Source organism: Rubrivirga sp. S365 (assembly GCF_032248475.1).
GTDB lineage: Bacteria > Bacteroidota > Rhodothermia > Rhodothermales > Rubricoccaceae > Rubrivirga > Rubrivirga litoralis.
In genome coordinates this window covers 354,498-379,740 of record NZ_JAVTTN010000001.1, presented here as the reverse complement: position 1 = coordinate 379,740, position 25,243 = coordinate 354,498, and the positions used below count along the sequence as shown (strand labels likewise).

At 74.4% G+C, this 25,243-nt stretch carries 22 protein-coding genes; 11 read left to right on the top strand and 11 right to left on the bottom strand.

Features of this window, described 5'->3' with window-relative positions; all coding sequences use genetic code 11:
• Window positions 1–141 precede the first annotated feature (141 nt).
• Complete coding sequence (locus RQM47_RS01680; protein ID WP_311662485.1) at window positions 142–1,347, top strand: 4-phosphoerythronate dehydrogenase; 1,206 nt, start codon at window positions 142–144, stop codon at window positions 1,345–1,347.
• On the opposite strand, the gene RQM47_RS01675 is transcribed toward RQM47_RS01680, so the two are convergent.
• Both RQM47_RS01675 and RQM47_RS01670 read right to left on the bottom strand, forming a co-directional pair.
• The gene (locus tag RQM47_RS01675; protein ID WP_311662486.1) at window positions 1,344–1,862 is read right to left on the bottom strand and encodes a hypothetical protein; all 519 of its coding nucleotides are present in this window, start codon (window positions 1,860–1,862) and stop codon (window positions 1,344–1,346) included. The two genes, RQM47_RS01680 and RQM47_RS01675, sit on opposite strands and share 4 nt — an antisense overlap.
• A 121-nt stretch (window positions 1,863–1,983) precedes the next feature.
• Window positions 1,984–3,402, bottom strand: a complete 1,419-nt coding sequence (locus tag RQM47_RS01670; RefSeq protein WP_314007145.1) for a NupC/NupG family nucleoside CNT transporter — start codon at window positions 3,400–3,402, stop codon at window positions 1,984–1,986.
• Window positions 3,403–3,662: 260 nt separating this feature from the next.
• Between RQM47_RS01670 and RQM47_RS01665 the strand changes: the two genes are divergently transcribed.
• A complete protein-coding gene (locus RQM47_RS01665) occupies window positions 3,663–5,366 on the top strand; it encodes a prolipoprotein diacylglyceryl transferase family protein (protein WP_314007142.1) in 1,704 nt (567 codons plus the stop codon).
• 264 nt (window positions 5,367–5,630) lie between these two features.
• Here RQM47_RS01665 and RQM47_RS01660 read toward each other — a convergent pair whose 3' ends face one another.
• Window positions 5,631–7,382, bottom strand: coding sequence for a DEAD/DEAH box helicase (locus tag RQM47_RS01660; RefSeq protein ID WP_314007139.1), 1,752 nt, complete (start codon window positions 7,380–7,382; stop codon window positions 5,631–5,633).
• 220 nt (window positions 7,383–7,602) lie between these two features.
• On the opposite strand from RQM47_RS01660, the gene RQM47_RS01655 reads away from it, so the two are divergent.
• Window positions 7,603–8,043 (top strand): BLUF domain-containing protein, encoded by a 441-nt coding sequence (locus tag RQM47_RS01655; protein ID WP_311662490.1) that lies wholly within the window; start codon window positions 7,603–7,605, stop codon window positions 8,041–8,043.
• 217 nt (window positions 8,044–8,260) lie between these two features.
• Here RQM47_RS01655 and RQM47_RS01650 read toward each other — a convergent pair whose 3' ends face one another.
• Complete coding sequence (locus RQM47_RS01650) at window positions 8,261–10,258, bottom strand: M1 family metallopeptidase (RefSeq protein ID WP_314007134.1); 1,998 nt, start codon at window positions 10,256–10,258, stop codon at window positions 8,261–8,263.
• Between the two features lie 411 nt (window positions 10,259–10,669).
• Between RQM47_RS01650 and RQM47_RS01645 the strand changes: the two genes are divergently transcribed.
• The 7 genes from RQM47_RS01645 (at window position 10,670) to RQM47_RS01615 (ending at window position 17,171) form a co-directional block, all read left to right on the top strand.
• Window positions 10,670–11,446, top strand: a complete 777-nt coding sequence (locus tag RQM47_RS01645; RefSeq protein ID WP_314007132.1) for an ABC transporter ATP-binding protein — start codon at window positions 10,670–10,672, stop codon at window positions 11,444–11,446.
• A gap of 83 nt (window positions 11,447–11,529) precedes the next feature.
• On the top strand, window positions 11,530–14,241 hold the full coding sequence (locus tag RQM47_RS01640; protein WP_314007130.1) for an FtsX-like permease family protein: 2,712 nt from the start codon (window positions 11,530–11,532) through the stop codon (window positions 14,239–14,241).
• Window positions 14,242–14,310: 69 nt separating this feature from the next.
• On the top strand, window positions 14,311–14,520 hold the full coding sequence (locus RQM47_RS01635; protein WP_311662494.1) for a hypothetical protein: 210 nt from the start codon (window positions 14,311–14,313) through the stop codon (window positions 14,518–14,520).
• 3 nt (window positions 14,521–14,523) lie between these two features.
• Window positions 14,524–14,847, top strand: coding sequence for a type II toxin-antitoxin system RelE/ParE family toxin (locus RQM47_RS01630; protein WP_314007127.1), 324 nt, complete (start codon window positions 14,524–14,526; stop codon window positions 14,845–14,847).
• A gap of 8 nt (window positions 14,848–14,855) precedes the next feature.
• Window positions 14,856–15,209, top strand: coding sequence for a helix-turn-helix domain-containing protein (locus RQM47_RS01625; protein ID WP_311666090.1), 354 nt, complete (start codon window positions 14,856–14,858; stop codon window positions 15,207–15,209).
• A complete protein-coding gene (locus tag RQM47_RS01620) occupies window positions 15,206–15,802 on the top strand; it encodes a transposase (protein ID WP_311666088.1) in 597 nt (198 codons plus the stop codon). The genes RQM47_RS01625 and RQM47_RS01620 overlap by 4 nt, the downstream gene beginning before the upstream one ends.
• A 37-nt stretch (window positions 15,803–15,839) precedes the next feature.
• Window positions 15,840–17,171, top strand: a complete 1,332-nt coding sequence (locus tag RQM47_RS01615; RefSeq protein ID WP_314007123.1) for a hypothetical protein — start codon at window positions 15,840–15,842, stop codon at window positions 17,169–17,171.
• Here the strand turns inward: RQM47_RS01615 and RQM47_RS17390 are convergent.
• The gene (locus RQM47_RS17390) at window positions 17,080–17,484 is read right to left on the bottom strand and encodes a TM2 domain-containing protein (protein WP_349256335.1); all 405 of its coding nucleotides are present in this window, start codon (window positions 17,482–17,484) and stop codon (window positions 17,080–17,082) included. The two genes, RQM47_RS01615 and RQM47_RS17390, sit on opposite strands and share 92 nt — an antisense overlap.
• Entirely contained in the window at window positions 17,394–17,729 is a 336-nt protein-coding gene (locus RQM47_RS01610) for a hypothetical protein (RefSeq protein ID WP_311665697.1), read from the bottom strand. Before RQM47_RS01610 ends, RQM47_RS17390 begins: the two co-directional genes overlap by 91 nt.
• A 156-nt stretch (window positions 17,730–17,885) precedes the next feature.
• Between RQM47_RS01610 and RQM47_RS01605 the strand changes: the two genes are divergently transcribed.
• Window positions 17,886–19,073 carry a lipocalin-like domain-containing protein gene (locus tag RQM47_RS01605; RefSeq protein WP_311665700.1) on the top strand — a complete coding sequence of 396 codons (1,188 nt, stop codon included), beginning with the start codon at window positions 17,886–17,888 and terminating at the stop codon, window positions 19,071–19,073.
• A 60-nt stretch (window positions 19,074–19,133) separates the two neighbouring features.
• On the opposite strand, the gene RQM47_RS01600 is transcribed toward RQM47_RS01605, so the two are convergent.
• The 5 genes from RQM47_RS01600 to RQM47_RS01580 form a co-directional block, all read right to left on the bottom strand.
• Entirely contained in the window at window positions 19,134–19,484 is a 351-nt protein-coding gene (locus RQM47_RS01600; RefSeq protein ID WP_311665702.1) for a hypothetical protein, read from the bottom strand.
• A gap of 75 nt (window positions 19,485–19,559) precedes the next feature.
• Window positions 19,560–20,075, bottom strand: coding sequence for a hypothetical protein (locus RQM47_RS01595; protein WP_311665704.1), 516 nt, complete (start codon window positions 20,073–20,075; stop codon window positions 19,560–19,562).
• Window positions 20,076–20,280: 205 nt separating this feature from the next.
• Entirely contained in the window at window positions 20,281–21,693 is a 1,413-nt protein-coding gene (locus RQM47_RS01590) for a 1-acyl-sn-glycerol-3-phosphate acyltransferase (protein ID WP_311665706.1), read from the bottom strand.
• 139 nt (window positions 21,694–21,832) lie between these two features.
• Window positions 21,833–22,729: an ROK family protein gene (locus RQM47_RS01585; protein WP_311665708.1), complete on the bottom strand. Its 897-nt coding sequence runs from the start codon at window positions 22,727–22,729 to the stop codon at window positions 21,833–21,835.
• Between the two features lie 161 nt (window positions 22,730–22,890).
• Window positions 22,891–25,083 carry a hypothetical protein gene (locus RQM47_RS01580; RefSeq protein WP_311665710.1) on the bottom strand — a complete coding sequence of 731 codons (2,193 nt, stop codon included), beginning with the start codon at window positions 25,081–25,083 and terminating at the stop codon, window positions 22,891–22,893.
• Window positions 25,084–25,243 lie beyond the last annotated feature (160 nt).

Sequence of the window (25,243 nt, the reverse complement as noted above, 5' to 3'; positions counted from 1 at the left end):
GCCCACGCGGTCGTGCGGGGGCGGGGCGGCCCGAACCGGCGCCTCGGCCCGGCGTCCGACCGCCCCGCCCCCGACGCGTCCACCGTCGGCTCCTCGGCTGACCCGTGAGGTGGACACCCGCCCCGCCCGCCGTCTCGCCCAATGGACACCCCGCTCCGCATCCTCGCCGACGCCAACATCCCCGCCGCGACCGACGCGTCCGGCGCGCTGGGACGCGTCCGGCTCCTCCCCGGCCGCGAGATCACGCGCGCCGAGGCCGAGGGCGCCGATGTCCTGCTCGTCCGCAGCGTGACGCCGGTCGACGCGGCGCTCCTGGAGGGCACGCCCGTCCGGTTCGTGGGCTCGGCGACGGCCGGGACCGACCACGTCGACCGCCCCGCCCTCGGCCACCTGGGCGTCGGGTTCGCGTGGGCGCCGGGGTCGAACGCGACGTCGGTCGTCGAGCACGTCCTGGCCGCGCTCCTGGCCGTCGCCGCGGACCGGGGCGAGGCGCTCGCGGGGAAAACGCTGGGCGTGGTCGGCACCGGCGCCGTCGGCGGGCGCCTCGCGCCGCGTGCCGAGGCACTCGGGATGAGCATCGTCGCGTCCGACCCACCCCGCGCGGCGGCCGCCGAGGCGCGGGGCGAGGCGCACCCGTACGTCCCGCTCGACGCCGTGCTCGCCCAGACCGATGTCGTAACGCTCCACACCCCGCTCACGACGGCGGCCGAGAGCCCGTGGCCCACGCGCGGCCTCTTCGGCGCCGACGCGTTCGCCGCCATGCGCCCCGGCGCCTGGTTCGTCAACGCCGCCCGGGGCGGGGTGGTCGACGCCACCGCGCTCCGCCGCGAGGCGGCCCGCCGCCCGTGCGTGCTCGACGTGTGGCCGGGCGAGCCCACGCCCGACCCCGAGACGGTCGGCCTCGCCGCACTGGGCTCGCCCCACGTCGCTGGCTACGCGGCCGACGGCAAGGTCCGCGGCACGGCGATGCTGGCCGCCGCGCTCCGCCGGTGGCTCGCGGCGGGCGGGGCGGAAGCCGCGCCGTGGGACGAGTCCGCGGCGCTCGGCCCCGATCCGCCCCCGGTCGCCGCCCCGCCCGCGCCGGGCGACGTGGAGGACCCGGTCGCGCAGGCGGCGTGGCTGGACGCGCTCGCGCGCCAGGCGTTCAGCGTCCGCGCCGAAGACGCCCGGTTCCGGGCCGCGCTCGACGCCGCGGGCGGGGCGGCCGAGCGCGCGGCGGCCTTTGCCGATCTGCGGCGGACGTACCCCGCGCGCCGCGAGTGGGCGCACTACGCGGTCGAGGGCGAGGTCCCCGCCCCGCTCCGCCGCGCGGTCGCGGACGGGCTCGGGATGCGGATCGCGGGCTAGCGGACCGTCGCTGGGCGGGGCGGGGCCAGGACGAACCGCTCGGGCTGGCCGTTGGCGACAGAGGCTCCGACGCCGCCGCCGCCGATGCCGTACACCACGCCCGATATCACCGCCATGGCGGTCGGGCTGAGGTCGATGAACCCCTGCGGCTCGTACGTCGCGTGGGTCAGGACCGCCCCCCCCACGGCGGCCGCCGCGAAGCCGAGGGCGAACCCTTCGAGCCGGCTCAGCCGCCCCCGCGGGTCGACGCCCGCGAACGCGACACGGTCGACGTCGGCCGTCGGCACGACGTGGACGGCGCCGTCGGCGCCGATCCAGCTCGTCGAGTCGGCGTCGATGCGGAGGCCGCGGGCCTCGACCGCCGGCCTGTCGCGGACGGTGACGACCGCCCGCTGCCGCCCCGCCCGCTCGCTGATCGCCTGGCGGCTCGCCGCGTCGGCCACGTCGAGCGTCCGCGTCGTGGCGACGCAGCCGGAGAGCAGGAGGAGCAACGCGAGGAGGGCGGGGCGGCGCATGGGAGTGAGCGGACCTGGGGCGGGGCGGTGCCGTAGCCTACCGCGCCCGCCCCGCCCCGCCGTAGTGCAAACGGACCACCCCGCCCCGGGGCGGCGCACTTTCCCCTTGCCCCTCTCCCCCTCACCCCAGCAGCACGCCGGCGATCGTCGCCGTCATGAGGTTGGCGAGCGTGCCGGCGAGCACGGCGCGGAGCCCGAGCGCCGCGATTTCGCCCGTCCGCTCCGGCGCGAGCGGGCCGATCCCGCCGATCTGGATGCCGATCGACGACAGGTTGGCGAACCCGCACAGCGCGAACGTCGCCATGATGACCGTCTTGGGCTGGAGCGAGCCGGCCGCGAGCGCGTCGGCGAGCTGGGTGTAGGCGACGAACTCGTTGGCGATCACCTTCGTCCCCAGGAGCGCCCCGAACGCGGTCACGTCGCCCGCGGGCACGCCGACGGCCCAGGCGACGGGCGCCAGGATCACGCCGAGGATGGCCTCCAGGCTGATCTCGAACCCGAACAGGCCGGCGCCCCACCCGAGGATGCCGTTGAGGATGGCGATGAGGGCGAGGAACGCGATGAGCATGGCCCCGATGTTCAGCGCCAGCTGGAGCCCGTCGGCCGCGCCGGTCGCCGCGGCGTCGATGACGTTTTTGGGTCCGGCGTCGGTCAGGTCCTCGACGGCGGCGGCGGTCGCCTCGGTGCTGTCGGTCGCCGGCTGCGTGGCCTCGCCCGCGTCCGTCACGGCGGGCGGGACGGCCGCCGCCCCGCCCCCGAGCGCGTCGGGCGGGGTGGTGGGCCGCGTCTCGGGGATGAGGACTTTGGCGAGCACGAGGGCCGCCGGCGCCGCCATCACGCTCGCGCCCAAGAGCTGCTCGGCGAACAGCTGCTGCCCGACCGCCACCGGGACGCCCTCGATGGCCGCGTAGCGCTCGCCCAGGAACGCGACGTACGACGCCAGCACGCCGCCCGCGATCGTCGCCATGCCGCCCGTCATGACGGCCATGAGCTCGCTCCGCGAGAGGGTCTTGATGTAGGGCTTGATGACGAGCGGGGCCTCGGTCTGCCCCACGAAGATGTTGGCGCTGACCGAGAGCGACTCCGGCCCGCTCGTCCCCAGCGCCCGCTGGACCACCCACGCCACGCCCTGCACGATCCGTTGCATGACCCCGAGGTAGTACAGGATCGACATCAGCGACGCGAACACGATGACGGTCGGGAGCACCTGGGCGAAAAAGAAGAACCCGAGCGAGCCCTCGGACGCCGGCCCCAGCCCGAGCGGCCCGAAGATGAACGTGGAGCCGACCTCGACGGCCGCCAGGAACTGCACGAACAGGCCCGAGACGAACGCGAACGCCGCCGCCGGCCACCCGAGCGGGGCGAACGTCGCGGCGAGACTGTCGCCGCGGAGGATGAGCACGGCGAACACGAGCTGGAGCCCCAGCCCCAGCCCGACCGTCCGCCAGTTGACGCGGCGGCGGTCGGACGAGAGCGCGAACGCGATCGCGAGGATGACGACGAGGCCGAGCAAGCCGCGGCCGATCGAGACAAGGTCCATGCATGCGCGGGGCGGACCCGCAGGGTGAGGCGGCGCGAAGATACCGGGCGGGGCGGGGGGCGGCGAGTCGGGAGGCCGCCCCGGCCCGGTGCCCGTGGCGACGCGGCGTGCCGGGCGCAGGGTGACCACCCCGCCCTCAGCGCGGGCGAGGAGGCCACCTTCTGCTCGCTGCTCGTCGCGGGCGGGGTGGTGCGTTTGCACTACGCGCGGGCGGGGCGGTGGGGCTACGCTCTGCGACCACCCCGCCCCCACGCCTCGCCATGGAACTGACCTCCCTGTTCGGCGCGCACCCCGAGTGGTTCGGTCCGTTCACCGTGCTCGCCTTCGGCGCGGCCTACCTCACGGCCGTCGTCGTGGGCTACCGGCGCGGCTGGCCGCCGGCGGCGTGGCTCCTGGTCCTGGCCGCCGCCGGGATCGGCGGCGTCGTGGGGACGCGGCTGCTCCCGCTCGGCCTCGACGGGCTCCGCGCGCTCTGGCTCGACGGTGCCCTCCCCAACGCGGGCGTCCGCCGGCTGCCGGGCACCATCGTCGGGGCGCTCGTCGCCGCCGAGGCCGCGCGGCGCCTGCTGGGCGTCCGGCGGTCGATGCTCGACCCGCTCGCGTCGGCCGGGCTCGTGGGTATCGCCGTGGCCCGCGTCGGGTGCCTGCTGGCCGGCTGCTGCTTCGGGACGCCGACCGACGGACCGTGGGGCGTGACGTACGCGGCCGGCTCGTTCGTCCACGGGTTCCACCTCGCGCACGGCGTGGTCGAGGGCGGGGCGGCCGGGCCGGCGCCGGTCCACCCGATCCCGCTGTACGACATCGCATTCGCGCTCGTCGTGCTGGCGCTCCTGCCGCGGCTCGCGCGCCGGCTCCGCGCGCCGGGCAGCCTGTGCGGCGCCGTCGTCGGCCTGTACGCCGTGCACCGGTTCGCGCAGGACTTCGTGCGGGCAAACGAGGTGACGGCGTGGGGTGGGCTCACGGCGGTCCAGGTGGGGATGGCGGCCGCGGCCGCGCTTGCCCTCGGGGCCGTCTTGTGGGCCGAGCGGCGCGAGCGGGGCGGGGCGGCCGAGAGCTGGGGTGGGGCGGACCGCGCGGAGCCCGCCCCGCTCCGGCTCGTGGCGGTCCTGGGCGTGGTCGTCGCTTTGCGCCTCGCCCTCGACGGGTGGCTGACGTCGGCCGAGGCGGCGGTCCTGCTGATCCGGATCGTGCCGGCGGCGGGCGCCGTCGCCGTCGCCCTGGTGCGGAGCCCGGCCGCCGCCCCGCTCCGGTGGGCGGCGGCGGGGGTGGCCGGCGCGCTCCCGCTCGTCGTCGGGTTCCAGACCGAGCCGGCGGCCGAGCCGTTCAGTCTGTGGGCCGTCGAGGCGCACGGCGACCTGGGGCGGTACGAGGAGTTCGACATCTGCGACACCGACCTCTACCAGTACGCGACGGCCGGCGCCGGCGTGGCGCGCATCTGGGTCGACCCCAAAGCGGGGCGGACGCGCGAGATCGGCGTGCGGGTCTACGGCGGCCGGCAGGAGGTCGTGGTCGGAGACGACGGACCACCCCGCCCGGGCGACGAGGGCGGGGCGTTCGGGGCCGTCCACCCGTACGTCCGGGTCGAGGGCCGCAACGCCGGCGCCTCGCTCGGGCTCCAGGTCGGCCGCGTCCCGGCCCTGGGGCCGGAGGCGACGACGGTCCTCCCCTCTGCGGGCCTCCGGCTCGGCCCGCGCCGCGCGCACTTCCTGGCGGGCTTCATGGACGTCCCGCACTTTGGGCCGCCGGCCCCAGCGGTCCACATCGGCGCGGGGACCGGGCGGCTCACCGCCGACGGCCAGGAGCTTCGCCTGACCGGAGGCGTCTCCGGCTCCGGCTTCTACGTCGCCGGCACGATCCCGGCGGGGCGGCTCTTCCTCGAACCGATGGGCGCGGTGGCGTCGTCCAACGGCGACTGGATCTACCAGGGTGGCGTCCGGCTCCGCCTCCACCTGCCGGCCGAGTAGCCACCCCGCCCTCACGCCGGCGGGGCGGCGGACGCGCGGGCGGTCCGCGCAGCACGCCCGCCCCGCCCAGGCGTCGCTGCGGGCGGCCCGCCACCCCGCCCGACGGCCACCGGAACACGTCGTTGCATGCAACGACGCGACCTCGTCGCGCAGAACCGCCCCGGGCGGGGTGGGCAACGTGGGGGCAACCGCCCCGCCCCGCCCTTGACAGCGCGGGCGGGGCGGTCATCTTCCCGTACCCCGTACCCCGTACCCCGTACCCTGCTACACCAGCCGCCCCGCCCGGAGCGACCGCTCCAGCCACGTCCGCTTTTTGTCCAACTCGACGAGACTGGCCGCCGCTTGCGGCTGCCCTTGAATCCGTCGCTTCCACGCCGCGTGGACCTGGCGGACCGAGACGTCGGCGGCGAACGAGAGCTCCTTGGCGAGCTCGGCGCACGCCTGGCGCAGCTCGCGCTCGCGCGCGGCCACGTCGATGGCCTGGGGGGGCGGGGCGGGGCGGGGCACGTCCTGGTGGAAGTCGGACGACGAGCGGTAGCCCGGCATCTGCTCCAGGCTGTGCGTCTGGCTCGCGCCCTGGCGGACCGACTTGAGCTCCCACACGCTGACGTCCGTTTTCTCGACCGTCGCGCCTTCGCCGCCCCCGGTCGCCTTGGACTGCTTGACGCCCGTTTGCTCCTCGGCCGCGATCCACCGCAGCGTGTCGACCACGCCCGAGTCGTCGGCGGCGTAGAGGTCGCAGCGGTTGGCCTCCTCGGGCCATTGCGGCACGTAGCGCATCCCGCGGAACACCTGCTGCATCGTCTTCCCGACGGCGCGGACGAGGTCCGCCTTCACCAGCACCGAGATGGGCTTGATGTCCGTCCCCTCGCCGATCATGTCGACCTGGACCATGACGTCGAGCCCGCCCTCGCGGTAGGCGTGGAGCAACTGCTGCCGCTCGCCGGCGGCCACGTCCTGGCCGATCCGGGCGGAGCGGACGTCGGGGTAGCGGCGGCGGACGAAGTCGAGGATGGCGGCCGCGTGCGCGTTCGACATCGCGATGACGAGCATCTGGTGGTCGCGGTAGCCGGCGTAGCTCCCGGACCGCGCCATCTGCCGCGCGAGCTGCCCGCGCTTTTCGGCGAACCGCGCGAACGCCGGCCCGAGCAGCGTCTCGAGGTAGACCTCGTGGAACCGGAGCTTCCGCCGCGCGAGGTACGCGTCGACGTCCTTGGTCGCCTCGGCGTCCTCGCGGAGCTGCGAGAGCGAGATCTCGACCTCCTCGCCCGTGTCCGTCCGCACCATCCGCACCGCGTAGTCGACGACGTGGGCGTCGACGCGCTTGAGGATGCCGCCCTCGGCGTGGGCCTCGCGCATCCCGACCTCGTGGAGCGCGTCGTAGTACTCGAAACCCTCGGAGTCGACGGTCGTGGGCACGCCGAACAGCGTCTTGCTGTCGCCGCGCATGGGCGTGCCCGAGAGCGCCACGCTCGCCGCGTGCGGGAACCGCTCAATGGCCCGCGCCCACGTCCCGTCCGTCGCCAGGTGGTGGACCTCGTCGAACACGAAGAGCGTCTTGGCGCGCTTGCAGTACTCGACGAGCGCGTCGTTCCCGCGCTCGCCCGACGCGTACTGGTAAGTCGTCACCACGACCTCGGTGTCGAGGTTCTTGAGGAACACCCGGTCCGAGTCCGCCGCGCAGTACGTGACCGCCCCGGCCCCGAGCCAGTGGAAGACCTGGGCGAGCTCGTCGGCGTCGGCGTACTGGTCGCGGAGGTTGCCGCGGGGGACGAAGACCACGAGCCGGTCGCAGACGCCGAGCGCGCGCGCGACGACGTAGGCCGAGAGCGCCGTAATCGTCTTGCCGTAGCCCGGGACAAACACGCCGAGCGCGTTCCGCTCGCCCCGTTCGAGCGCCGCCGCCCACTTTTCCAGGAACGCCCGCTGCCCCTCGCGGAACGCGAACCCGTCGCGGAGCCGGACGCCGGGGAGGGCGTCCGCCGACGGCGGCAGCGGGCGGGCGGGGAGCGACACGGGAGCGATCTGCGGGGGCCGTCCAACCTACGCCCGCCCCGCCCCCGGCCGGGCGGGGCGGGGCGGAGCGGCGGGGAAATCTCGGCGGACCCGCGGCCTGGGCGGCGGCCCGCGTGCCGGAATCCCCCACCCCGCCCCCGGGGCGACCCGGGGAAATGGGCGGCCGGTTGAGGAACGGGGCGGGGCGGCGATACCCCCGGGAGATCACCGCAGCGTTCGCATGTCTTCCGCCCCCCTCGTCCAGGTCGTCTACGGCTCCGCCACGCCCCACCTGCTGAGCCGCGACGAACTCCTCGACATCCTCCGCGTGAGCCGCCGCAACAACGCGGCCGCCGGCGTCACCGGCGCCCTCCTCTACACCGAGGGCAACGTGATGCAGGTGCTCGAAGGCCCCGGCCCGGCCGTCGAGGCGACCTATGCCCGGATCGCCCGCGACCCCCGCCACCACCGCGTGCTCCCGCTCATCCGCGGGCCGGTCGAGGCCCGGTCGTTCCCGGACTGGTCGATGGGGCTCTGCGACGTCCACGGGCTGGACGACGAGGACCGGGCTGCGACGCGGTCGCTCCTCGACCTCACGGCGCCGGGGCCGGACCGGGCACGGCGCCTGCTGGCCTCGTTCCGCGCGCTCCTCCCCGGCGTGCGCACGCACGTCCCCGGCTGACGGCCCCAGCACGCGACCGCCCCGCCCCGACGTGCGGGCGGGGCGGCTAGGGGGTGCGGCCACCCCGCCCCCGACGTGGGCAGCGGGCGGGGCGGCTAGAAAGTGCGCTAGAGCAACGGCAGGTAGGTACAGGGTGCTCGGCACGAGGTACGCGCGCGTCGAGGTCAGATCGGACCGTACCTCGTACCCGGTACCCCGTACCCACCCGGAGGGTGCGCTAGAGGGTGCGGACGTTGTCGGTCGGGTCGTCGTCGGGGAGGTCGCCCGTGGGGTCGATCCGGGCCGAGACCACGGTCCGGCCGTCCAGCTCGACGCGGGCGGCCGTCGTGTCGGTCCCGAAGTAGGCCTCGGCCGGGACCGTGACAACTTCGGTGGTCCCGTCCGCGAACCGGAACTCGACCGTCGTGGGCAGCACCTGCGCGCCCCGGTTCTCGACCGTCGCCACCGCCCGGCCGTCGACGACGTCGAGGGCGACGAGCGCCTGGTCGAACAGGCCAGTCTCGTAGAACCACCCGCGCCAGAACCAGCTCAGGTCCTCGCCGGTCACGTCCTCGATCGTGCGGAAAAAGTCGGCCGGCTGCGGGTGCTTGTACGCCCACCGCTGGATGTACTCCTCGAAGGCCTCGTCGAAGCGCTCCGGCCCGACGACCGTGTTGCGGAGGAGCAGGAGCCCCTTCGCCGGCTTCCGGTAGGCCAGCCACCCGAGGGCGGGGCGGCGGATCCGGTCGGGGTACGTCATGATCGGCTGGTCGACCGCGTACGGCTGGCGCGCGAAGTCCGCCGCCGCCGGCCCCTCGGTGAGCCGGATCACGCGGGCCGAGTCGGCTTGGCCGTAGCCGGCGATCGTCGGGTCCGGGTTGGCGTCGTAGAACTCGCGGTTGGCGAACGTGTTGAGGTAGCTGTTGAAGCCCTCGTCCATCCAGGCGTAGCGGCGCTCGTCGGAGCCCACGATCATCGGGAACCAGTTGTGGCCGAGCTCGTGGTCGATGACCCCGAACAGGCTCATAAACCGGGCGTCGACGCCCGAAAAGTGGAGCATCGGGTACTCCATGCCGCCCACGACGCCGGCCACCGAGATGGCGACGGGGTAGGGGTACGGGTACCACCGGCTGTTGGCGAGGATGGAGGCGCGGCCGAACCGCGTGGCCTCCTCCCAGCCGGGGTTGTCGGGTGTGCCCACGCCCTCGGCCGGGTAGGCGCTCAGGATCAGGACGTCGTTCGTCGTGCCGTCCTCCAGCTCGACGGCGGCGTTCGCGCCGTCGAGGATGAAGGCGTCCGAGGCCGCCCACGCCACGTCGCGGACGTTCTCGGCGCGGTAGCGCCACGTGGTCATCCCCCCGGCGGGGCGGGCACGGCCGACCTCGTCGGGCTCGACGATGTAGACGCGGTCGGGGCTCTGGCGCACGCGCGCCAGCCGCTCGCGCTGGACATCGGTGTAGACCTCGCCCTCGTTCAAGAGCTCGCCGGTGCCGACGACCGTCATCGACGAGGGCACCGTCACGGCGTACTCGAAGTCGCCGTAGCCCAGGTAGAACTCGCCCTGGCCGAGGTACGGGAGCGGGTTCCAGCCGTGGACGTCGTCGTAGACGGCCACGCGCGGGTACCACTGGGCGAACTCGTAGACGGTCCCGGCGGCGGTCTCGAGCCGGCCCATCCGATCGGCCCCGTACTCGGGCACGACGAACGAGTACGGCACGACGACCTCGACGGTCCCGCCGTTGTCGCGGAGCGGGGCGGGGAGGTCGATCCGCATCCGCGTGTCGGTCACGACCGGCGTCACGGGCTGGCCGCCCGCGGTGACGGTCCCGATCTGGTAGCCGCCCTCGGGGAACGACCCGCGCCACCGGCTGTCGGGCGGCGTGCGGAGCGCGCCCCGCGAGGCGGGCGCGAACAGGTTCTGCTCGAGGTGCATCCACAGGTAGTCGAGCGCCTGCGGGCTGTTGTTCGTGTAGGTCAGCCGGACGGTCCCGGTGACGGTGTGGGTCGTCGTGTCGAGGGCGGCCTCGATGCGGTAGTCGTTCTCGTTCTGCCAGTAGGCGGGGCCGGGGCGGCCGTCGGCGGCGCGATACTGGTTGGGCGTCGGGAGCACGAGCGGCGCGAACAGAGCGTCGTTCGTCTCTTCGAACGCGACGTTCTGGGCGAGGGCCGGGGCGGCGGCGAGGACGAGCGCGGTGAGGAGCGCGGTCGGGGCCAGCGCGGACAGGCGGGGAGTCATAAAGGGGCGGAGTGGGGGTGGGGTGGCGCTGCGGGAACGTAGCCACCGGCGGGGGCGCCGGAGTAACGCCCGCCCCGCCCGTCCGCGTACGGGGTCGTCCCACCTGCAGGTCGGGTAGCGGACCGGGGGAGGGGTGGAGGTCAGTGCGGGCGGGGCGGCTGAAGGTGGCCGAACGACGTTGCGAAGCGGCGGCAGTCCCCCTCCTGGCCACCGCGCAGCGTCGGCGCAGCCAAGAGGGGGCTAGGGGTGGTCGTGACGAGGGCGGGGCGGTCTGGACGGGCGCCGCCCCGCCCGCCGCCGCCCCGCCCGTGCCGTGGGCGGGGTGGTTCACGGGCTGCACGCTGCCGCACTTTCACGCCCGGCTGAAAACTCCGCGCGCCGTGCGTCGTGCTACGCCGCCGCCCCGACGCCATGCCCGCCCGCCCCGCCCCGCCCGACGCCGACGCCCCCGCCGCGAGCGGGGCGGACGCCGTGCTCGACCTCCGCGACGTCCGCAAGGGGTACCGCGAGGGGGACGCCACGCGCGACGTGCTCCGCGGCGCCTCCATGCGCCTCGGGCGCGGCACCGTCGGCGCGCTCGTCGGGCGGAGCGGCGCGGGCAAGTCGACCGTCCTCAACCTGATCTCGGGCATCGACCAACCCGACGACGGGGCCGTCGTCGTGGACGGCCAGCACCTCGAACGGCTCTCGGAGCGCGAGCGGACCCTGTTCCGCCGCCGCCACATCGGGTTCGTGTTCCAGTTCTACAACCTCGTCCCCACGCTGACCGTCGCCGAGAACGTCCGCTTCCTCCTCGACCTCAACCGGGCGCCCGACGCCGAGGCCCGCGCGGCGTCGCTGCTCGCGGATGTCGGGCTGGCGGACCGCGCCGACGCCTTTCCCGACCGGCTCTCCGGCGGCGAGCAGCAGCGCGTGGCGATCGCCCGGGCGCTCGCCCATGACCCCGCCCTCGTCCTCGCCGACGAGCCCACGGGCGATCTCGACGCCCGGACCGGCCGCCAGATCCTCGACCTCCTCGAAGCCATGACGCGCGAGCGCGGGCGGACGCTGCTCATGGTCACGCACGACGAGAACACGCTCGACCGCGTCGACACCGTGTTCCGCCTCGCCGACGGGCGGCTGGAGAGGGAAGAGGGAGGGGGGAAGCGGCAGGAGGGCGTGCCTCGTCCCGTGGCGGCGCGCGACTGACCGCCCCGCCCCGCCCCCTCACAGAGCAGACGTCGGGGGAGGCCGCCCCGCCCCGACGGTCTTTCTCCCTTGCCTCACCCCCCATGACCCTTGCCCTGTCGAGCCGCCGCTACCTGCTCCGCCACCCGTGGCTGACGGCGCTCTCGATCCTCGGCGTGGCGCTGGGCGTGGCCGTCAGCGTGGCGGTCGATCTCGCGAACGGGAGCGCGCTCCGGGCCTTCGAGCTGTCGGGCGAGGCCGTGACCGGCCGCGCCACGCACCAGGTCATCGGCGGGCCGGGCGGGGTGCCGGGGGCGCTCGTGGCTCGCGTCCGCGTCGAGGGCGGGGTGGCGAACGTGGCGCCGGTCGTGGAGGGCGACGCGCGCGTGGCGCGCGAGCCCAGCCGCGTGGTCGGCGTGCTGGGCGTGGACCCGTTCGAGGAGGCCGCCTTCCGCCCGTTCGTCGGCGGCCCGGGCAGCGGGCTCGACGCCGGCCTGTTCCTGACCGTCCCCGGCGCCGCGCTGGTCTCCGAGCAGACGGCGGCGGAGCTGGGCCTCGCCGTCGGCGACACGCTCGGACTCCAGATCGACGGGCGCCCCGAGGTCGCGCAGATTATCGGCCTCCTCCAGCCCGGCGACGACCGCAGCGCGAGCGCGCTCCAGAACCTGCTGGTGGTGGACGTGGCGACGGGGCAGGAGTGGTTCGGGATGGCGGGGACTGGGGACTCGGGAGCGGGGACTGGCAGAGGCAGCGTCCCAGAGGGCGGGGCGGAGCCGAACGGGGCGGACTCCGCCGAGGTCACGTCTGCTAATCCCTCTTCATCCCCCATCCCCTATCCCTCGCCGGCACCCGCCGGCCGCCTTTCCCGCATCGACCTCCTGCTCCCGGACTCGGCGGCGGTGGCGCGCGTGGCGGCGCTGCTGCCGGCGGGCGCCGAGGTGCGGCCGGCGTCGACGCAGGCGGAGACGCTGGCGACGATGACCGAGGCGTTCCGGCTCAACCTGTCGGCGCTGAGCCTCTTGGCGCTCGTCGTTGGGCTGTTCCTCATCTACAACACCGTGACGTTCGCCGTCGTCCAGCGGCGGCGCGTGCTGGGGACGTACCGGGCGCTCGGCGTCACGCGCGGCGAAGTGTTCCGGCTGGTCTTGGTCGAGGCGCTCGTAGTCGGCGCCGTGGGGACCGCGCTCGGGCTCGCGCTGGGCGTGGCGCTGGGGAGCGGGCTGGTCCGGCTCGTGACGCAGACGATCGGCGACCTGTACTTCGTCGTCCGCGTGCGCGAGCTGGCGCTCTCGCCGTGGGCGCTCGCGAAGGGCGCCGTGCTGGGGCTCGGGGCCACGCTCGTCGGCGCGCTCCGGCCCGGGTGGGAGGCGGCGTCGGTGGCGCCGGCCTCGGCGCTCCGCCGCTCGACGCAGGAGGACCGCATCGGGCGCGGGGCGGGGCGGCTGGCCCTGGGCGGGGCGGCGGCGCTCGCGTCGGGCGGCTTGGTGCTGCTCCTCCCCGCCGGCGTGGTCGGCGCCTACGCCGGGATGCTCGGCATCCTGGTCGGCGTGGCGCTCCTCACGCCCTGGCTCACGCGAGTGTACGCGGCGGCGGCGCAGCCGCTCATGGCCCGGCTCATGGGGCCGGTCGGGCGGATGGCCGCGCGCGGGATCGCGACCTCGCTCAGCCGGACGGCCGTGGCGGTCGCCGCGCTCACGGTCGCCGTGGCCGCCACGATCGGCGTGGCCACGATGGTGTCGTCGTTCCGCACGACGGTCGAGGACTGGCTGGGGTCCGTGCTCCAGTCCGACGTCTACGTGCAGCCGCCGGCGACCGTCTTCCGGCGGGGCGGGGCGGTCCTCGACCCGGCCCTCGCGCGCGACCTGGCCGCGCTCCCGGGCGTCGAGCGGACCGACGCCATCCGAATCCGCACGCTGGACGGCCTGGTCCGCTCGGGCGGGAACTCGGGCGGGGCGGGCGACGGCTCGTCGGCCGGCCGGTTCGACCTCGTCGTCTCGCGCATCGACGCGACGCGGGCGGGCGTCAACCGCTACAAGGAGGGCTCGGCCGAGGCGTTCGCGGCGGCGGCACCGGGCGGGGCGGTGGCCGTGAGCGAGCCGTTCGCGTTCCGGTTCGGGGTCGGCGTGGGCGACACGCTGCGGCTCCCGACCGACCGCGGCCCACGCGCCTATCCGGTCGCGGCCGTCTACATCGACTACGGGAACGACCTGGGCGTGGTGCTCATGGACGAGCGCCCGTTCCTCGCGGCCTACGACGACCCCGGGTACGCGGGCACGGCACTCACGGCGGCGCCGGGCGTCGACCCCGACGACCTGGTGGCGAGCGCCCAGGCGCTCGCCGAGGGCCGGCAGGACGTGACCGTCCGCTCGACGCGGGCGCTCCGGCAGGCCAGCCTCGACATCTTCGACCAGACGTTCGTGGTGACGAGCGTGCTCCGGCTGCTCGCGGTCGGCGTCGCGTTTGTGGGCGTGCTCTCAGCGCTGCTGGCGCTCCAGCTCGAGCGCCGCCGCGAGCTGGCCATGCTCCGCGCGCAGGGCATGACGCCGGGCGAGCTGCGGAAGATGGTGCTCGCGCAGACGGGCCTCATGGGGCTGTGGGCGGGCCTGCTCTCGGTCCCGCTCGGCCTCGCGCTGGCGGCCGTCCTCGTGTTCGTGGTCAACGTCCGCTCGTTCGGGTGGACGCTGGCGTTCGTGGTCTCGCCGTCCGTGCTGCTCCAGGCGGTCGGGCTGGCGGTCGCGGCGGCGCTCCTGGCCGGGGCCTACCCGGCGTGGCGGATGAGCACGACGAGCCCGGCGATCGCGCTGCGGGAGGAGTAGGGCGGGGCGGGCGCTGGACGAGTCGGGCGGGGCGCGTGGCGTATCATCAGGGACCACCCCGCCCGCGCCATGACCGTCCCCATCACGAAGCCACAGATCGTCCGTGCCGTGGGCGACCTGCCCGACGACGCGACGGTCGAGGACGCGATGGAGCGCCTGCTCCTGCTGAGCAAGGTCGGCGAGGGGCTCGAACAGGCGCGCCGCGGAGAGACCGTCCCCCACGCGGAAGTCGCTCGCCGCATGGAGGAGCGGCTAAGCGGTTGGCGCAACCGGCCGTAGACAGTGGCGGACGTCGTCTGGACGAAGAGGGCGCAGGCCGACCTCGCCGAGATCGCGGACTACCACGCCGCGCAGTCGCCCGCCTACGCCGAGGTTCTCGTGCGTCGGCTTCTCGCAGCGGCCGAGCGGCTGAGCGCCTTTCCCGAGTCCGGCCGCGTCGTGCCGGAGATCGGGGACGAGCTCATGCGAGAGGTGGTGTACCGGAACTACCGCGTCATCTACCTCCACAGCGCCGGGGAGGGCCGGAAGCGAATCGGTCTCATATGCTTAGCCTGGGGGATTCCGTATCGTAGCATACAGCGAAGCCATCCCGGGTTGACAGGGTAGCTTCGGCCATGCCCGCCCCGCTCTCCGTCGACCTCCGTCGCCGCGTCCTCGACGCCGCCCGCTCGGCCACTGCCCCCGTCGTCGCCGCCCGCTTCGGCGTCTCCGTCTCGACCGTCCACCGGCTCCGCCACCTCGACCGCATTCAGGGGTCCGTCGAGCCTCGGCCCCACGGCGGTGGCCATACCCCGCTCGTGACCGACGACGACCGCCCGCTCTTCGACGGGTACCTCGCCGAGAACCCTTCGATGCCGCACGCGACCATCGCCCGCCGGTTCGAGGCCGACACCGGACGCGCCATCAGCCGCCAGACCGTCCAGCGGATGCTGGGTCTGTGGCGGGTCACCCGAAAAAAAAGTCCATGATCGCCTCCCAGCGCTTCCGCCCGGATGTGGTCGCCAAGCGCGAGGCGTTCTTGGCGGAGGTCGCGGCGATCCCAGCCGAGCGGTTGGTTTTCGTCGACGAGTCGGGGATTCAGATCGGCGCGCGGTCGGCGTACGGGTTCGCGCCCATCGGCACGCGGTGCGTCGAGGTCGCCCCTTTCCGGGTCGGCAAGCGGGTCAACCTCATCGGGTGGATGGCCGCGACGTGCGGGTCGGTGCGGGCACACGAGGGGTCCGTCAAGGCCCCCCACTTCGAGGCGTTCGTGGCCGAGAGCCTGGTGCCGTGCTTGGAGGAGGGCGACGTAGTGATCTGGGACAACGCCCGGATCCACAGCCCGGCTGCAATCGCACTCGTTGAGGCCGTCGGTGCCCGCGTGCTCCCGCAGCCGCCGTACAGCCCGGATCTCAACGCGATCGAGCCGATGTGGTCGAAGGTGAAGGCGATCGTCAAGCAGAAGCTGGCCGACGCCCGGGACGCGCTGCTCGACGCGCTCGACGAAGCCGTTTCCGCGGTCACACCATCGGACGCCTCCGGGTGGATCGCGCACTGCGGCTACGCCTTCCTACCCGACTGAGCTACGCTGTATGAGCGAAGAGGGGACGAATCCGCCGGTGAGACGATATTTCCTATCCAACGTGGGGCTTGCGGCCCCCACTCGTCTAATGTCTTCCCCCTCTCCTGTCTCGACGTTAAGCGGCGTGTGGCTGCCGATGGCGCTATTCGTCCTCCTAGGAGGGTGTGATGGGATGGACGTGTACAGCGGCGGCGGACGGATCTACGCAGGAGGGCAGAGCTTCGGGGCGGCCATTGCTCTCGATGGGAACGTGTCCATGATCACGGCCTCTAGCTCTGACGAAGCCTTCGTGCTTCGTCGCGACGGTGATCGGTGGGCGTCCGAGGCCCAACTCCTTCCCCCTAGTGGAGTGCCAGATGATGAGCGTTCCGGCGAGGGTATCGTCTTTGGCTGGGCTGGTGATGTGGAGGGGTCAGTCGCCATCGTCGGTGCACCAGTTCTTGGTGCCGCCGCCCGATCTATCCCCGGCCGGGCGTACGTGTTTGAGCACAGGGGCGGTGACTGGGTACGCACAGCTGACCTTCGGGCCTCTGACCCATCTCTCGGTCGCCTGTTCGGGAGGGCCGTCGCAGTCTCGAAGGGTCGTGTGGCAGTCGCTGCGGGAGCAGCTACGACACTCGTCTCGGAGGATCTCGTCGAGCCAGCAGCCGTCATCCTCTACGAGCGGTTGGGAGAGAGTTGGGCTGAGGTGTCTCGGGTTGAGGAAACGGAGTACGAACGGCCCACAGGACTTGGAGGAGGCTCGTTCTTTGGGTCGGGCCTCGCGCTAAATGGCGACCGACTCGCAGTCGGGTCGCCCGGTCAGGACGTCGGGGGCGTCCGGGGCGTTGGAGCCATTCGGGTCTACCAGTGGACGGGGGAGGCGTGGGCGCTCTCAGACGTTCTCTCCCCTCCCGCACTTCGCGAGAACGACGAAATGGGCAATGTCGTCGCGCTCGACGGCCCGGTTCTCGCGGCCGGAGTATCTGGCCGCGATGTTGGAGGCGGCATTGGAGGCGGCTCCGCGTTCGTGTTTCGCAACAGTGGGGGAGGGTGGACAGTCGAGGCCGAGCTTCTCCCAGTTGGCCTTACCTCTCGCAGCATCTACGGGTATTCCATCGCTGCGAGTGGAGATCGGGTTGCCGTCGGGGACGTGGCCCGAGCAGAGGATCGAGGTTCGGTGTTCGTGTGGGTCCGCCGTCCGTCGGGAGAGTGGGAGATGGAAGCCGAACTATGGCCGTCGGGACTTGGAGGTGGCTCTGCGTTCGGAGAGAGCGTAGCGCTTGAAGGAGATCGGCTTATGGTGGGAGCAGTCGGAGCCGGAGGCGCCGAAGGGGGCGCCTACGAGTTTCAGCGGGGTCCGGACGGTTGGGTGCAGGTCGGGGGTTAGGAATAAGTCTGGTGCATTCCCTTGGAGGCTGTTTCGATATACAGCAAAACAGCTCATTGCATTTTGGGATGTGTTTTCCTTTACAGGAAAACGGGAGGCCTCCTCCAGCGCCTCCCCCGACGCCTTCGCAGTCGGCCTCCGTCCACCAGAAGAGCATGACGAGGCCCGTCCGCCACTGGTCCAGGTAGAAGCGGTGCGCGCCGACGCCGCCCAGCAGGAGGGCTAGGAGCGTCGCCGTCGGCTTGCTGGAGTCCGCCCGTCGGTCCTGCGCCGGCCGCGCCGCCGCGGCACGCGCGGCTGCCGGGCGCCGCACGCGGGGCAGTCGCGGGCGTCCGCGTCGGCGGCCTCCCCGCACGCGTAGCAGAACCTCTTGACGGCGACGGCCGCGGGCGGGGTGGCGGCCCGGTCGCGCCGGGCGGGGGGCGCCGACCGGCGCGACCGGCGGAGGTCCCAGCGGCGGCCGCCCGCCCGGCTCGGGTCGGGGCCGAACGCCTGCGCCTCGAGCTCTTCGGAGGAGAGGCCGTCGAGGTCGTCGTTTTCGAAGTCGGTCGTGGGCACGGCGGGGCGGGGTGGGATGGCAGGGTACGCGCGGCCGCGCGCACCTGCCCTTCGGATTCTGGCCGCGCGGGGTGCACCGGCCGCGGCCGCCCCGCCCAGACTCCGCGAAGCGGGCGGGGTGGGAGACCCGGGCCGCCCCGCCCGCGTTGGGGCCGCATGACCGTGCCCCGCCCCGCCCCGCTCCTGGCCGCCGGCCTGCTCCTCTTCGCGCTCGGCTGCGACGACGCCGCCGACGGCGTCCGCGCGTCGGTGTCGGTCGCCGAGGCCATGTCCGGCGACACGACCGGCTACGCCCGCGCCGACCGCGTCCGCGCGTTCTCGTTCCCCGCCGACCACGGGCCGCACCCGGCGTTCAAGGCCGAGTGGTGGTACGTGACCGGCACGCTCGACGCGGCGGACGGGACCGACCGGCAGTTCGGAGTCCAGTTTACCGTTTTCCGCTCGGCGCTCCGCCCCGACACGGCCGCCGCCGCCGAGCGGTCGTCGGCGTGGGCGACGGACCAGCTCTACATGGCCCACGTCGGGATCGGGGACGTGGCCGGCGGGCAGTTCTACTCGTTCGACCAGGTCGCGCGCGGGGCCGCCGGGCTCTCCGGCGCCACGGCCGACCCGGTCGCCGCGTTCGTCGGGGCGGTCCGCCTGGACCAGGCCGGGCCGCTCGGGGCGGGCGGGGCGGTCCCGCTCCGCGTGCGCGGAGCGGCCGAGGGCGCCTCGTTCGACTTGACCGCCCGGCCGGTCAAGCCCATCGTGTTCCAGGGCGACCGCGGGCTGAGCCAGAAGGGGGCGGGGCCGGAAAACGCGAGCTACTACTACGCCCAGACGCGGATGGCGACGACCGGGACGGTGACGCTCCCCGACGGCGAGGCCGTCCCCGTCGAGGGCCTCACGTGGCTCGACCGCGAGTGGTCCACGTCGGCGCTCAGCGAGGGGCAGGTCGGATGGGACTGGTTCGCCCTCCACCTGGACGACGGCCGCGACCTCATGCTCTACCAAATCCGCTGGGACGACCCCTCGCGCGCCCCGCTCGGCGACGGCTCGCTCGTGGGCGCCGACGGGACGAAGCGCCGCCTGAGCGCGGCCGACTTCTCGCTCGAGCCGCTCGAGACCTGGGAGAGCCCGCGCGGCGGCGCCTACCCGGTCCGCTGGCGCGCCCGCGTGCCGAGCGCCGGCCTCGACCTCACGGTCGCCGCCCCGCTCGACGACCAGGAGCTCGACGCGACCGTCCGCTACTGGGAGGGCACGATGGACGTGTCGGGGACGGTCTCGGGGACCGGCTTCCTGGAGATGACCGGCTACGCCGACGGCCTCGACGGGAGCGCCCGGCCGACGCCCTCGGGCCGCTAGACTCCGGGTCGGTACGGGGTACTCGGTACTCGGTGCGGGGTACGGCTCCCGGAGGCCCTTCTAGGCCCGTTCCCTGGACCGCTCGCGGGGGCGGGGCGGGAGACTCCGCCGCCCCGCCCGCTCGTCTCCGCCGTCCTCTTCGGCGGGCGGGGCGGGCTCAGCCACGCGGATGTCGGTGAGCGAGCCGCGGATGTCGGTGAGCGAGCCGTGGACGTCGAGGACGACCTCGAACCGGGCGCTCGCCTGGAGCACGCGGCGCGCGAGGCCGTCCGGGTCCCGCGCCCGCCCCGACAGCACGTCGAGGACGAGGGCGATGACGGAGAGCGGGGCGAACAGGACGCCGGCGAGCCCAGCCGCCCACAGCTTGAGGTTGTAGGCGAGGACGTCGGAGACGGCGGAGCGGTCGGCCACGGTGGGGCGGGGTGGAGGCTCGTCCCCTACGTGCCCGCCGCGCCCCCGAGTTACAGAACTCAGCGGGCGGGGCGGCTACAGGCGGACGCGCTCGACGTCGGCGGCCGTGACGCGGACCGTGCCGCCGTCGACGAACCGGGCCTCGGCGTCGGCCGGCACGCGGACGAGGTCGAGGGGCGCCCGCCGCGGCCGGCCGTCTAGCGCCTTGCGGATCGTCGCCTCGTGCGGGGCCAGCCGCTCGTCCCACCGCGCGAGCGCGAAGTGCGTGTCGGGGAACCGCTTGAGGAGCGACCGCCACTTGGCCGCCGACACCTTGCCGGCCTCGCCCCAGAAGACCGGCTCGGGGTCGCCGTAGGCCAGTCCGCCCGGGGGCGGGGCGAGCTGCACGAGGTCGGGCTTGTACGTGTCGCCGATGGGCACCTCGACCCGCATCTCGGGGTACTCGGGCAGGTAGAGCGCCCACAGAACGGCCTTCATCAGCACGTGCTCGATCGACTCCCCGCGCTTCTTGACGAGGACCAGCTTGCGGAGGCCGGCGCCGTCGGAGGCGCGGAGCGTGAGCGTCCGGCGGAGGGCGAGGTCGGAGGGCACGGAAGAGGGGTTCGGGGTTCGGGAGGCCGGATTTGTTCCGCCCCGCCCGGTGGCGGACGAGAGGGAGCGGCAAAGGACGCCGCCCCGCCCGGCACCGGTGCTCACCCCGCGTCCTGCGAGCGGGGCGGTTCCGAACGGCGCAGACAGCGCCCGCCCCGCCCCGACCTCGCGCGTTGCGGGCGGGGTGAGAGACCATCGCTGCCCGCTACGCCAGGTCCAGCCCGTCCGCGAGGCCCCGGAAGCGTTCGGCGAGGTCCATCCGCTGGTTCTGGAGCCGCGCCACCACGTCGCGCCGGCGCGCGCGGACCCGGCGCACGCGGACGGCCCGCCGCGTCTCCTGGACCAGCTCGCCCCACCGGAGCGCGAGCGCCCCGCCGACGGCGCTCAGCACGAACACAGCGAGGCCGGCCAGGAGCGGGGCGTCCGGGAGGGCCGGGAACAGCGCGTGCAGCCGCGCCGCGCCGACGCCGGCCAGGACGCCCGCGACGACCCACGCGAGCGGGTACAGCACCACCCCGCCCAGGAGCTTGATCGTCGCCGTGTCCTTCTGCGCCGCCGCCAGCCGCCGCGCGAGCGCGTTCAGGAGCAGGAACGGCGGCCCGTTGACGACGAACCCGAGGAGTAGGATCGGCGGGAGGAAGAGGACCACGAGCACGGCCTGGACCACGAACAGGACGGCCAGGAGCGGCGACGCCACACGCGGCGCCCGGTCGAGGTCAGCGTCGTCGAGGCCGGCCGCGCGGAGGAGCCGATCGTAGGTGGCCGTGTCGCGGCGCAGGGCCTCGACCTCGGCCGGGTGCGACGCGCGGCGGGCGTGGTAGCCCTCCCACACCATGCCGAAGCCGCGCGACCGCTCGCGGAACGAGGCCCGCCGCGCCCGGACCCCGTCGCGGAGGTCGTCCTCGGCCCGGAGCAGCGCGTACGCCCGGTGCATGAGCCGGTGCGTCGCCCAGTCCTCGGTGGGGCGGACGGCGTCGACGAGCGCGCCCTCGATCCGGTCCGTCAGCGCGCGCACCGGGTCGTCGAATGAGTTCAGGCCGCGCACGTCGAGCGGCCGGTGGAAGGCGACGGCGGCGTCTGACCGCCACGCGTCCTTCCGGTCGTAGTGGAGCCCCACGGGGACGATCACGGGCGGAGCAGCGGCCCCGTCGCGGGCGACCTGCGCCTGGGCCTCGAAAAAGAGCCGCGCCGCGCCCGTCTTGACCTCGGCCAGGTGCGGGTCGTCGTGGCTCACGCCCTCGGGGAACAGAGCGGCGAACGAGCCGGCGGCCACGCGGTCGGCGAGGGCGGCCAGGCTCTTCGCGTTCGCCGCGCGCCGGGCCTCGGGGTCGCCGCCGTCCTGGGCGCGGTAGATCGGGACCGTCCCCAGCCCGCGCATGAGCGCCCCGAGGACCGGCCACCGCAGGAGCCCGTGGCGCGCGCCGAACACGACCTGCCCGGGGAACGTGGCCACCATGAGCGCCGGGTCGACGATCCCGTTCGGGTGCCACGCGACGAGGAGCCCGCCCCGCCCCGGCGGCACGTCGGCCAGCCCCTCGACCCAGACGCGCCGGAAAAACACAGCGACGAGCGCGCGGACGACGGCGCGGAGCGCGCGGTACAGCGGGGGCGGTCCCACAGGGCGGGGCGGTGGTGCGGGGGGAGGATACTGAGGGAGGTAGAGCAGGTAGAGCAGCGGGCGGGGCGCCGAAAAGTTCTGTGCGGCTCCCGCCCCGCCCGGTGGCGCGAGCGGGGCGGGCACCTTGCTCTCTCCGCTCCTACCCTCCCTCCGGCCACAGCCACGCCGCGCCGCGGACGCCGCTCGAGTCGCCGTGTGCGTTGCGGACCACGCGCGTGCGGACCGTGTCCGAGAACACCCACGGCGCGAGCCGCTCCGGCACGCGCGCGGCGAGGTCCGGCAGGTTCGACATCCCGCCGCCGAGGACGATCACGTCCGGGTCGAGCACGTTCACCACCACGGCGAGCCCGCGGCCCAGGCGCTCGGCGTAGCGGTCGAGCGTGGCCTGCGCGTCGGCGTCGCCGCCCTCGGCCGCCGCCACGACCTCGGGCGGGGTGGCGGCCCGGCCCGTCGCGCGCTCGTGGTCGGCCGCCAGGCCCGGCCCCGAGAGCCACTTCTCGACGCACCCGCGCAGGCCGCAGTAGCATGCCGGCCCCGGCCGCTCGGCGTCGCGCGGCCACGGGAGCGGCGTGTGGCCCCACTCGCCCGCGATCCGGTTCGGCCCGACGAGCGGGCGGCCGCTGACCACCACCCCGCCCCCGACCCCGGTCCCCAGGATGACGCCGAAGACGACCTCGGCGCCAGCCGCCGCGCCGTCCGTCGCCTCGGACAGCGCGAAGCAGTTGGCGTCGTTCATCACGCGGACCTCGCGGCCGAGCCGCGCGCCCAGGTCGCGGTCGAACGGGCGCCCGTTGAGCCACACCGAGTTCGCGTTCTTGACGAGCCCGTCGCGGTCGACCACGCCTGGGATGCCGACGCCGACCGTGCCCGCCCCGCCCGCCTCGTGCTCGACGGCCTCGACGAGCGCGCCGACGGCCTCGACGGTCCCGTCGTAGTCGCGCGGCGTGGGCACGCGGCGGCGCACGCGCTCCGCCCCGCCCGCGCCCAGCGCGAGCGCCTCGATCTTGGTCCCGCCCAGGTCGACGCCGATTCTCATGAGCGGGGCGGGGCGGGTTCGTGAGGGCGGACGGGCCGTTCGGGCGGGGCGGAAGCTACGGGCGCCCACCCCGCTTGGGCGGAACGGGCGCCGCGCGCCGGCGAGGGCGGGGCGGTTGGGGAGCCGCTGCCCGCCGACTACTGACTCACTGGCCCGCCGCCCTACTCGCTCTCGAGCGCCGCCTCCTCGGGGTGCCCGTTGTGGACGAGCAGCGTGGTCCCGGCCGCCGCGACGAGCGCGTTCAGGCCCTCGCCGTAGCCGTCGTCGTCCGGCCGCGGCATCCCGAGCACGGTGAGGTCGGCGCTCCGGCTGTGCTCGGCGAGCACGTCGGTAAACGGACGGTCGGGGTCCGTGCGCACGACGACCTCGACCTCGGCCTCGACGCGGACCGCTTCGAGGAGCGCCTCGGTGTCGGCGCGGACGCCGTCGGCGGCCTCGGGCCGCCCGACCATGCGGAGCACGCGGAGCGCGGCCCCGTCCCAGTCGCGGTGGCGGACGGCGAGGTGGGCCAGGAGCAGCATGAGGTCGCCGTTCCCACCCCGCCCGCCCCACCACACGTGGACCTCGCGGCGCTGCCCGAACCCCCGCTCGGCGTCGACGTGGAGGAACAGGGTCGACTTGGCGAGGTCGGCAAAGTCGCGGAGCAGCCGCATCTGGAGCGCCCGCCCGTCGGCCGTCCGGCTCCACCCCAGGACGACCGTGTTCGACTCGAGCCGGCCGATCCCGTGGGCCTGCGCGACCGCCACGGCGCCGGCCCGAAAGTCGGAGACGATCTGGGCCTCGGCGAACGCGGCCATCCGGTGCTCGCGGATGTAGTCGCGGATCCGGTCCTGGGCCTTCTCGCGGAGGGCGGGGCGGCCGCGGTCCTCCACCCCGCCCGTGATGAGCTGGCTGAACGTGACCACGCCGCGGCCCAGGCTCAGCCAGTCGGCCAGCGCGACGAGGTGCTCGCGGTTGTGGGGCTGCCCGGTGAACACCATGAGGTTGGGGCGCCAGTTGCGGGCGCCGCCGGCGTCGCGGCGCTCCAGCTTGAGCAGCGCGAACCGGGCCAAGGACGTCCACACCCCGCTCCGCACGTCGCCCCAGGTGTCCACCGTCTCCCGGCGGCGGAGCGCGAAGTAGATCCCGTACGTGACCACGATCGCCGCGACGGTCGCCGGGGCGTTGATGAGGAACATGGCCCCGTAGCACCCGAGCGCGCCTAGCGCCGGCACGAAGGCGCGGACCGCGAACGTGGGCCGGAAGCTCGGGTTGCCGACCGCCTTCTCGATGGCGGCCACGAGGTTGACCATCCCGTACGTGTTCAGGAAGAACATCGTGATGACCGGGGCGACCACGTCGAGGTCGCCCGCCCAGATCACGCCGACCGCCACGAGGCCAGTGATGAGGACGGCCGCGCGGGGCTCGGTCGGGCTCCCCATCTGCGAGGCCATCCACCGCGGGACCACGCGGTCGCCGGCGACGGCCTGGAGCGTCCGCGGCGCCGCGAGCACGCTGCCCAGCGCGCTCGACAGCGTCGACGCTGCCACGCCGGCCAGGATGAGGATGGGGACCGCCGAGATGTCGGCCATCGCGCCCGTGTTCTCGACCAGCTCGGTCGCCGTAAAGTGCGTCGCGAACCAGATGGCCGCCAGCACATAGACCACGAACGTGACGCCGATGGACAGGATGGTCCCGCGCGGGATGCTCTTCGACGGCTCCTTGAGGTCGCCCGAGAGCGAGATGCCGACCTCGATGCCCGTGACCGCCGGGAAGAACACGGCGAACACGACCCAGAACGTCACGCCGTCCGTGTAGGCGCCGGCCGTCGCCGGCGCCGAGATGTCGCCCCAGCCGCCGGCGAAGAACGAGACGATGGCGGCGACGAGGATGGCCAGGATCCCGAACTGGATCTTCAGCGCGAAGTCGGCCCCGACGTAGGCCACGACGACGAACAGCAGGGCCACGCCCGTCGCCAGCAGCTGCGGGTCCAGCCCGCCCATGAACGGGACGGCCGCCATCGCCTCGACGAACCCGATGATGTAGAACGCGACCGAGATCGCCTGCGACAGGTAGAGCGGGATCCCGATGGCCCCGCCGATCTCGAGCCCGAGCGAGCGCGAGATGAGGAAGTAGTTGCCCCCGGCCTTGACGTTCATGCTCGTCGCGATCGACGAGAGCGAGAGGCCGGTGAGGAACGAGATCGCGTTCGCCAGCACGATGATGGCGAGCGCGCCGATGAGCCCGGCCTGCCCGACGACCCACCCCGTCCGCAGGAAGAGGATGATGCCGAGGATCGTGAGGACGTTGGGCGTAAAGACGCCTGCGAACGTGCCGAAGCGGCCTGCGGCCGGAGGAGCCGAGCGATCTGCCATCAGTTGGGGGAGAGCCGGCGCGCATGGTACCGCCGCCCCGCCCCGCCCGCGACCCTTGGGCGGGGTGGGCGACGCGCCCCGCCCCGGGAGCTCCCCCCGTCCGTGCGCCCATCGCGCCGGCTCCGCCGTCTCTCAACGGGCGCGCGGACTGTCCCCCTCA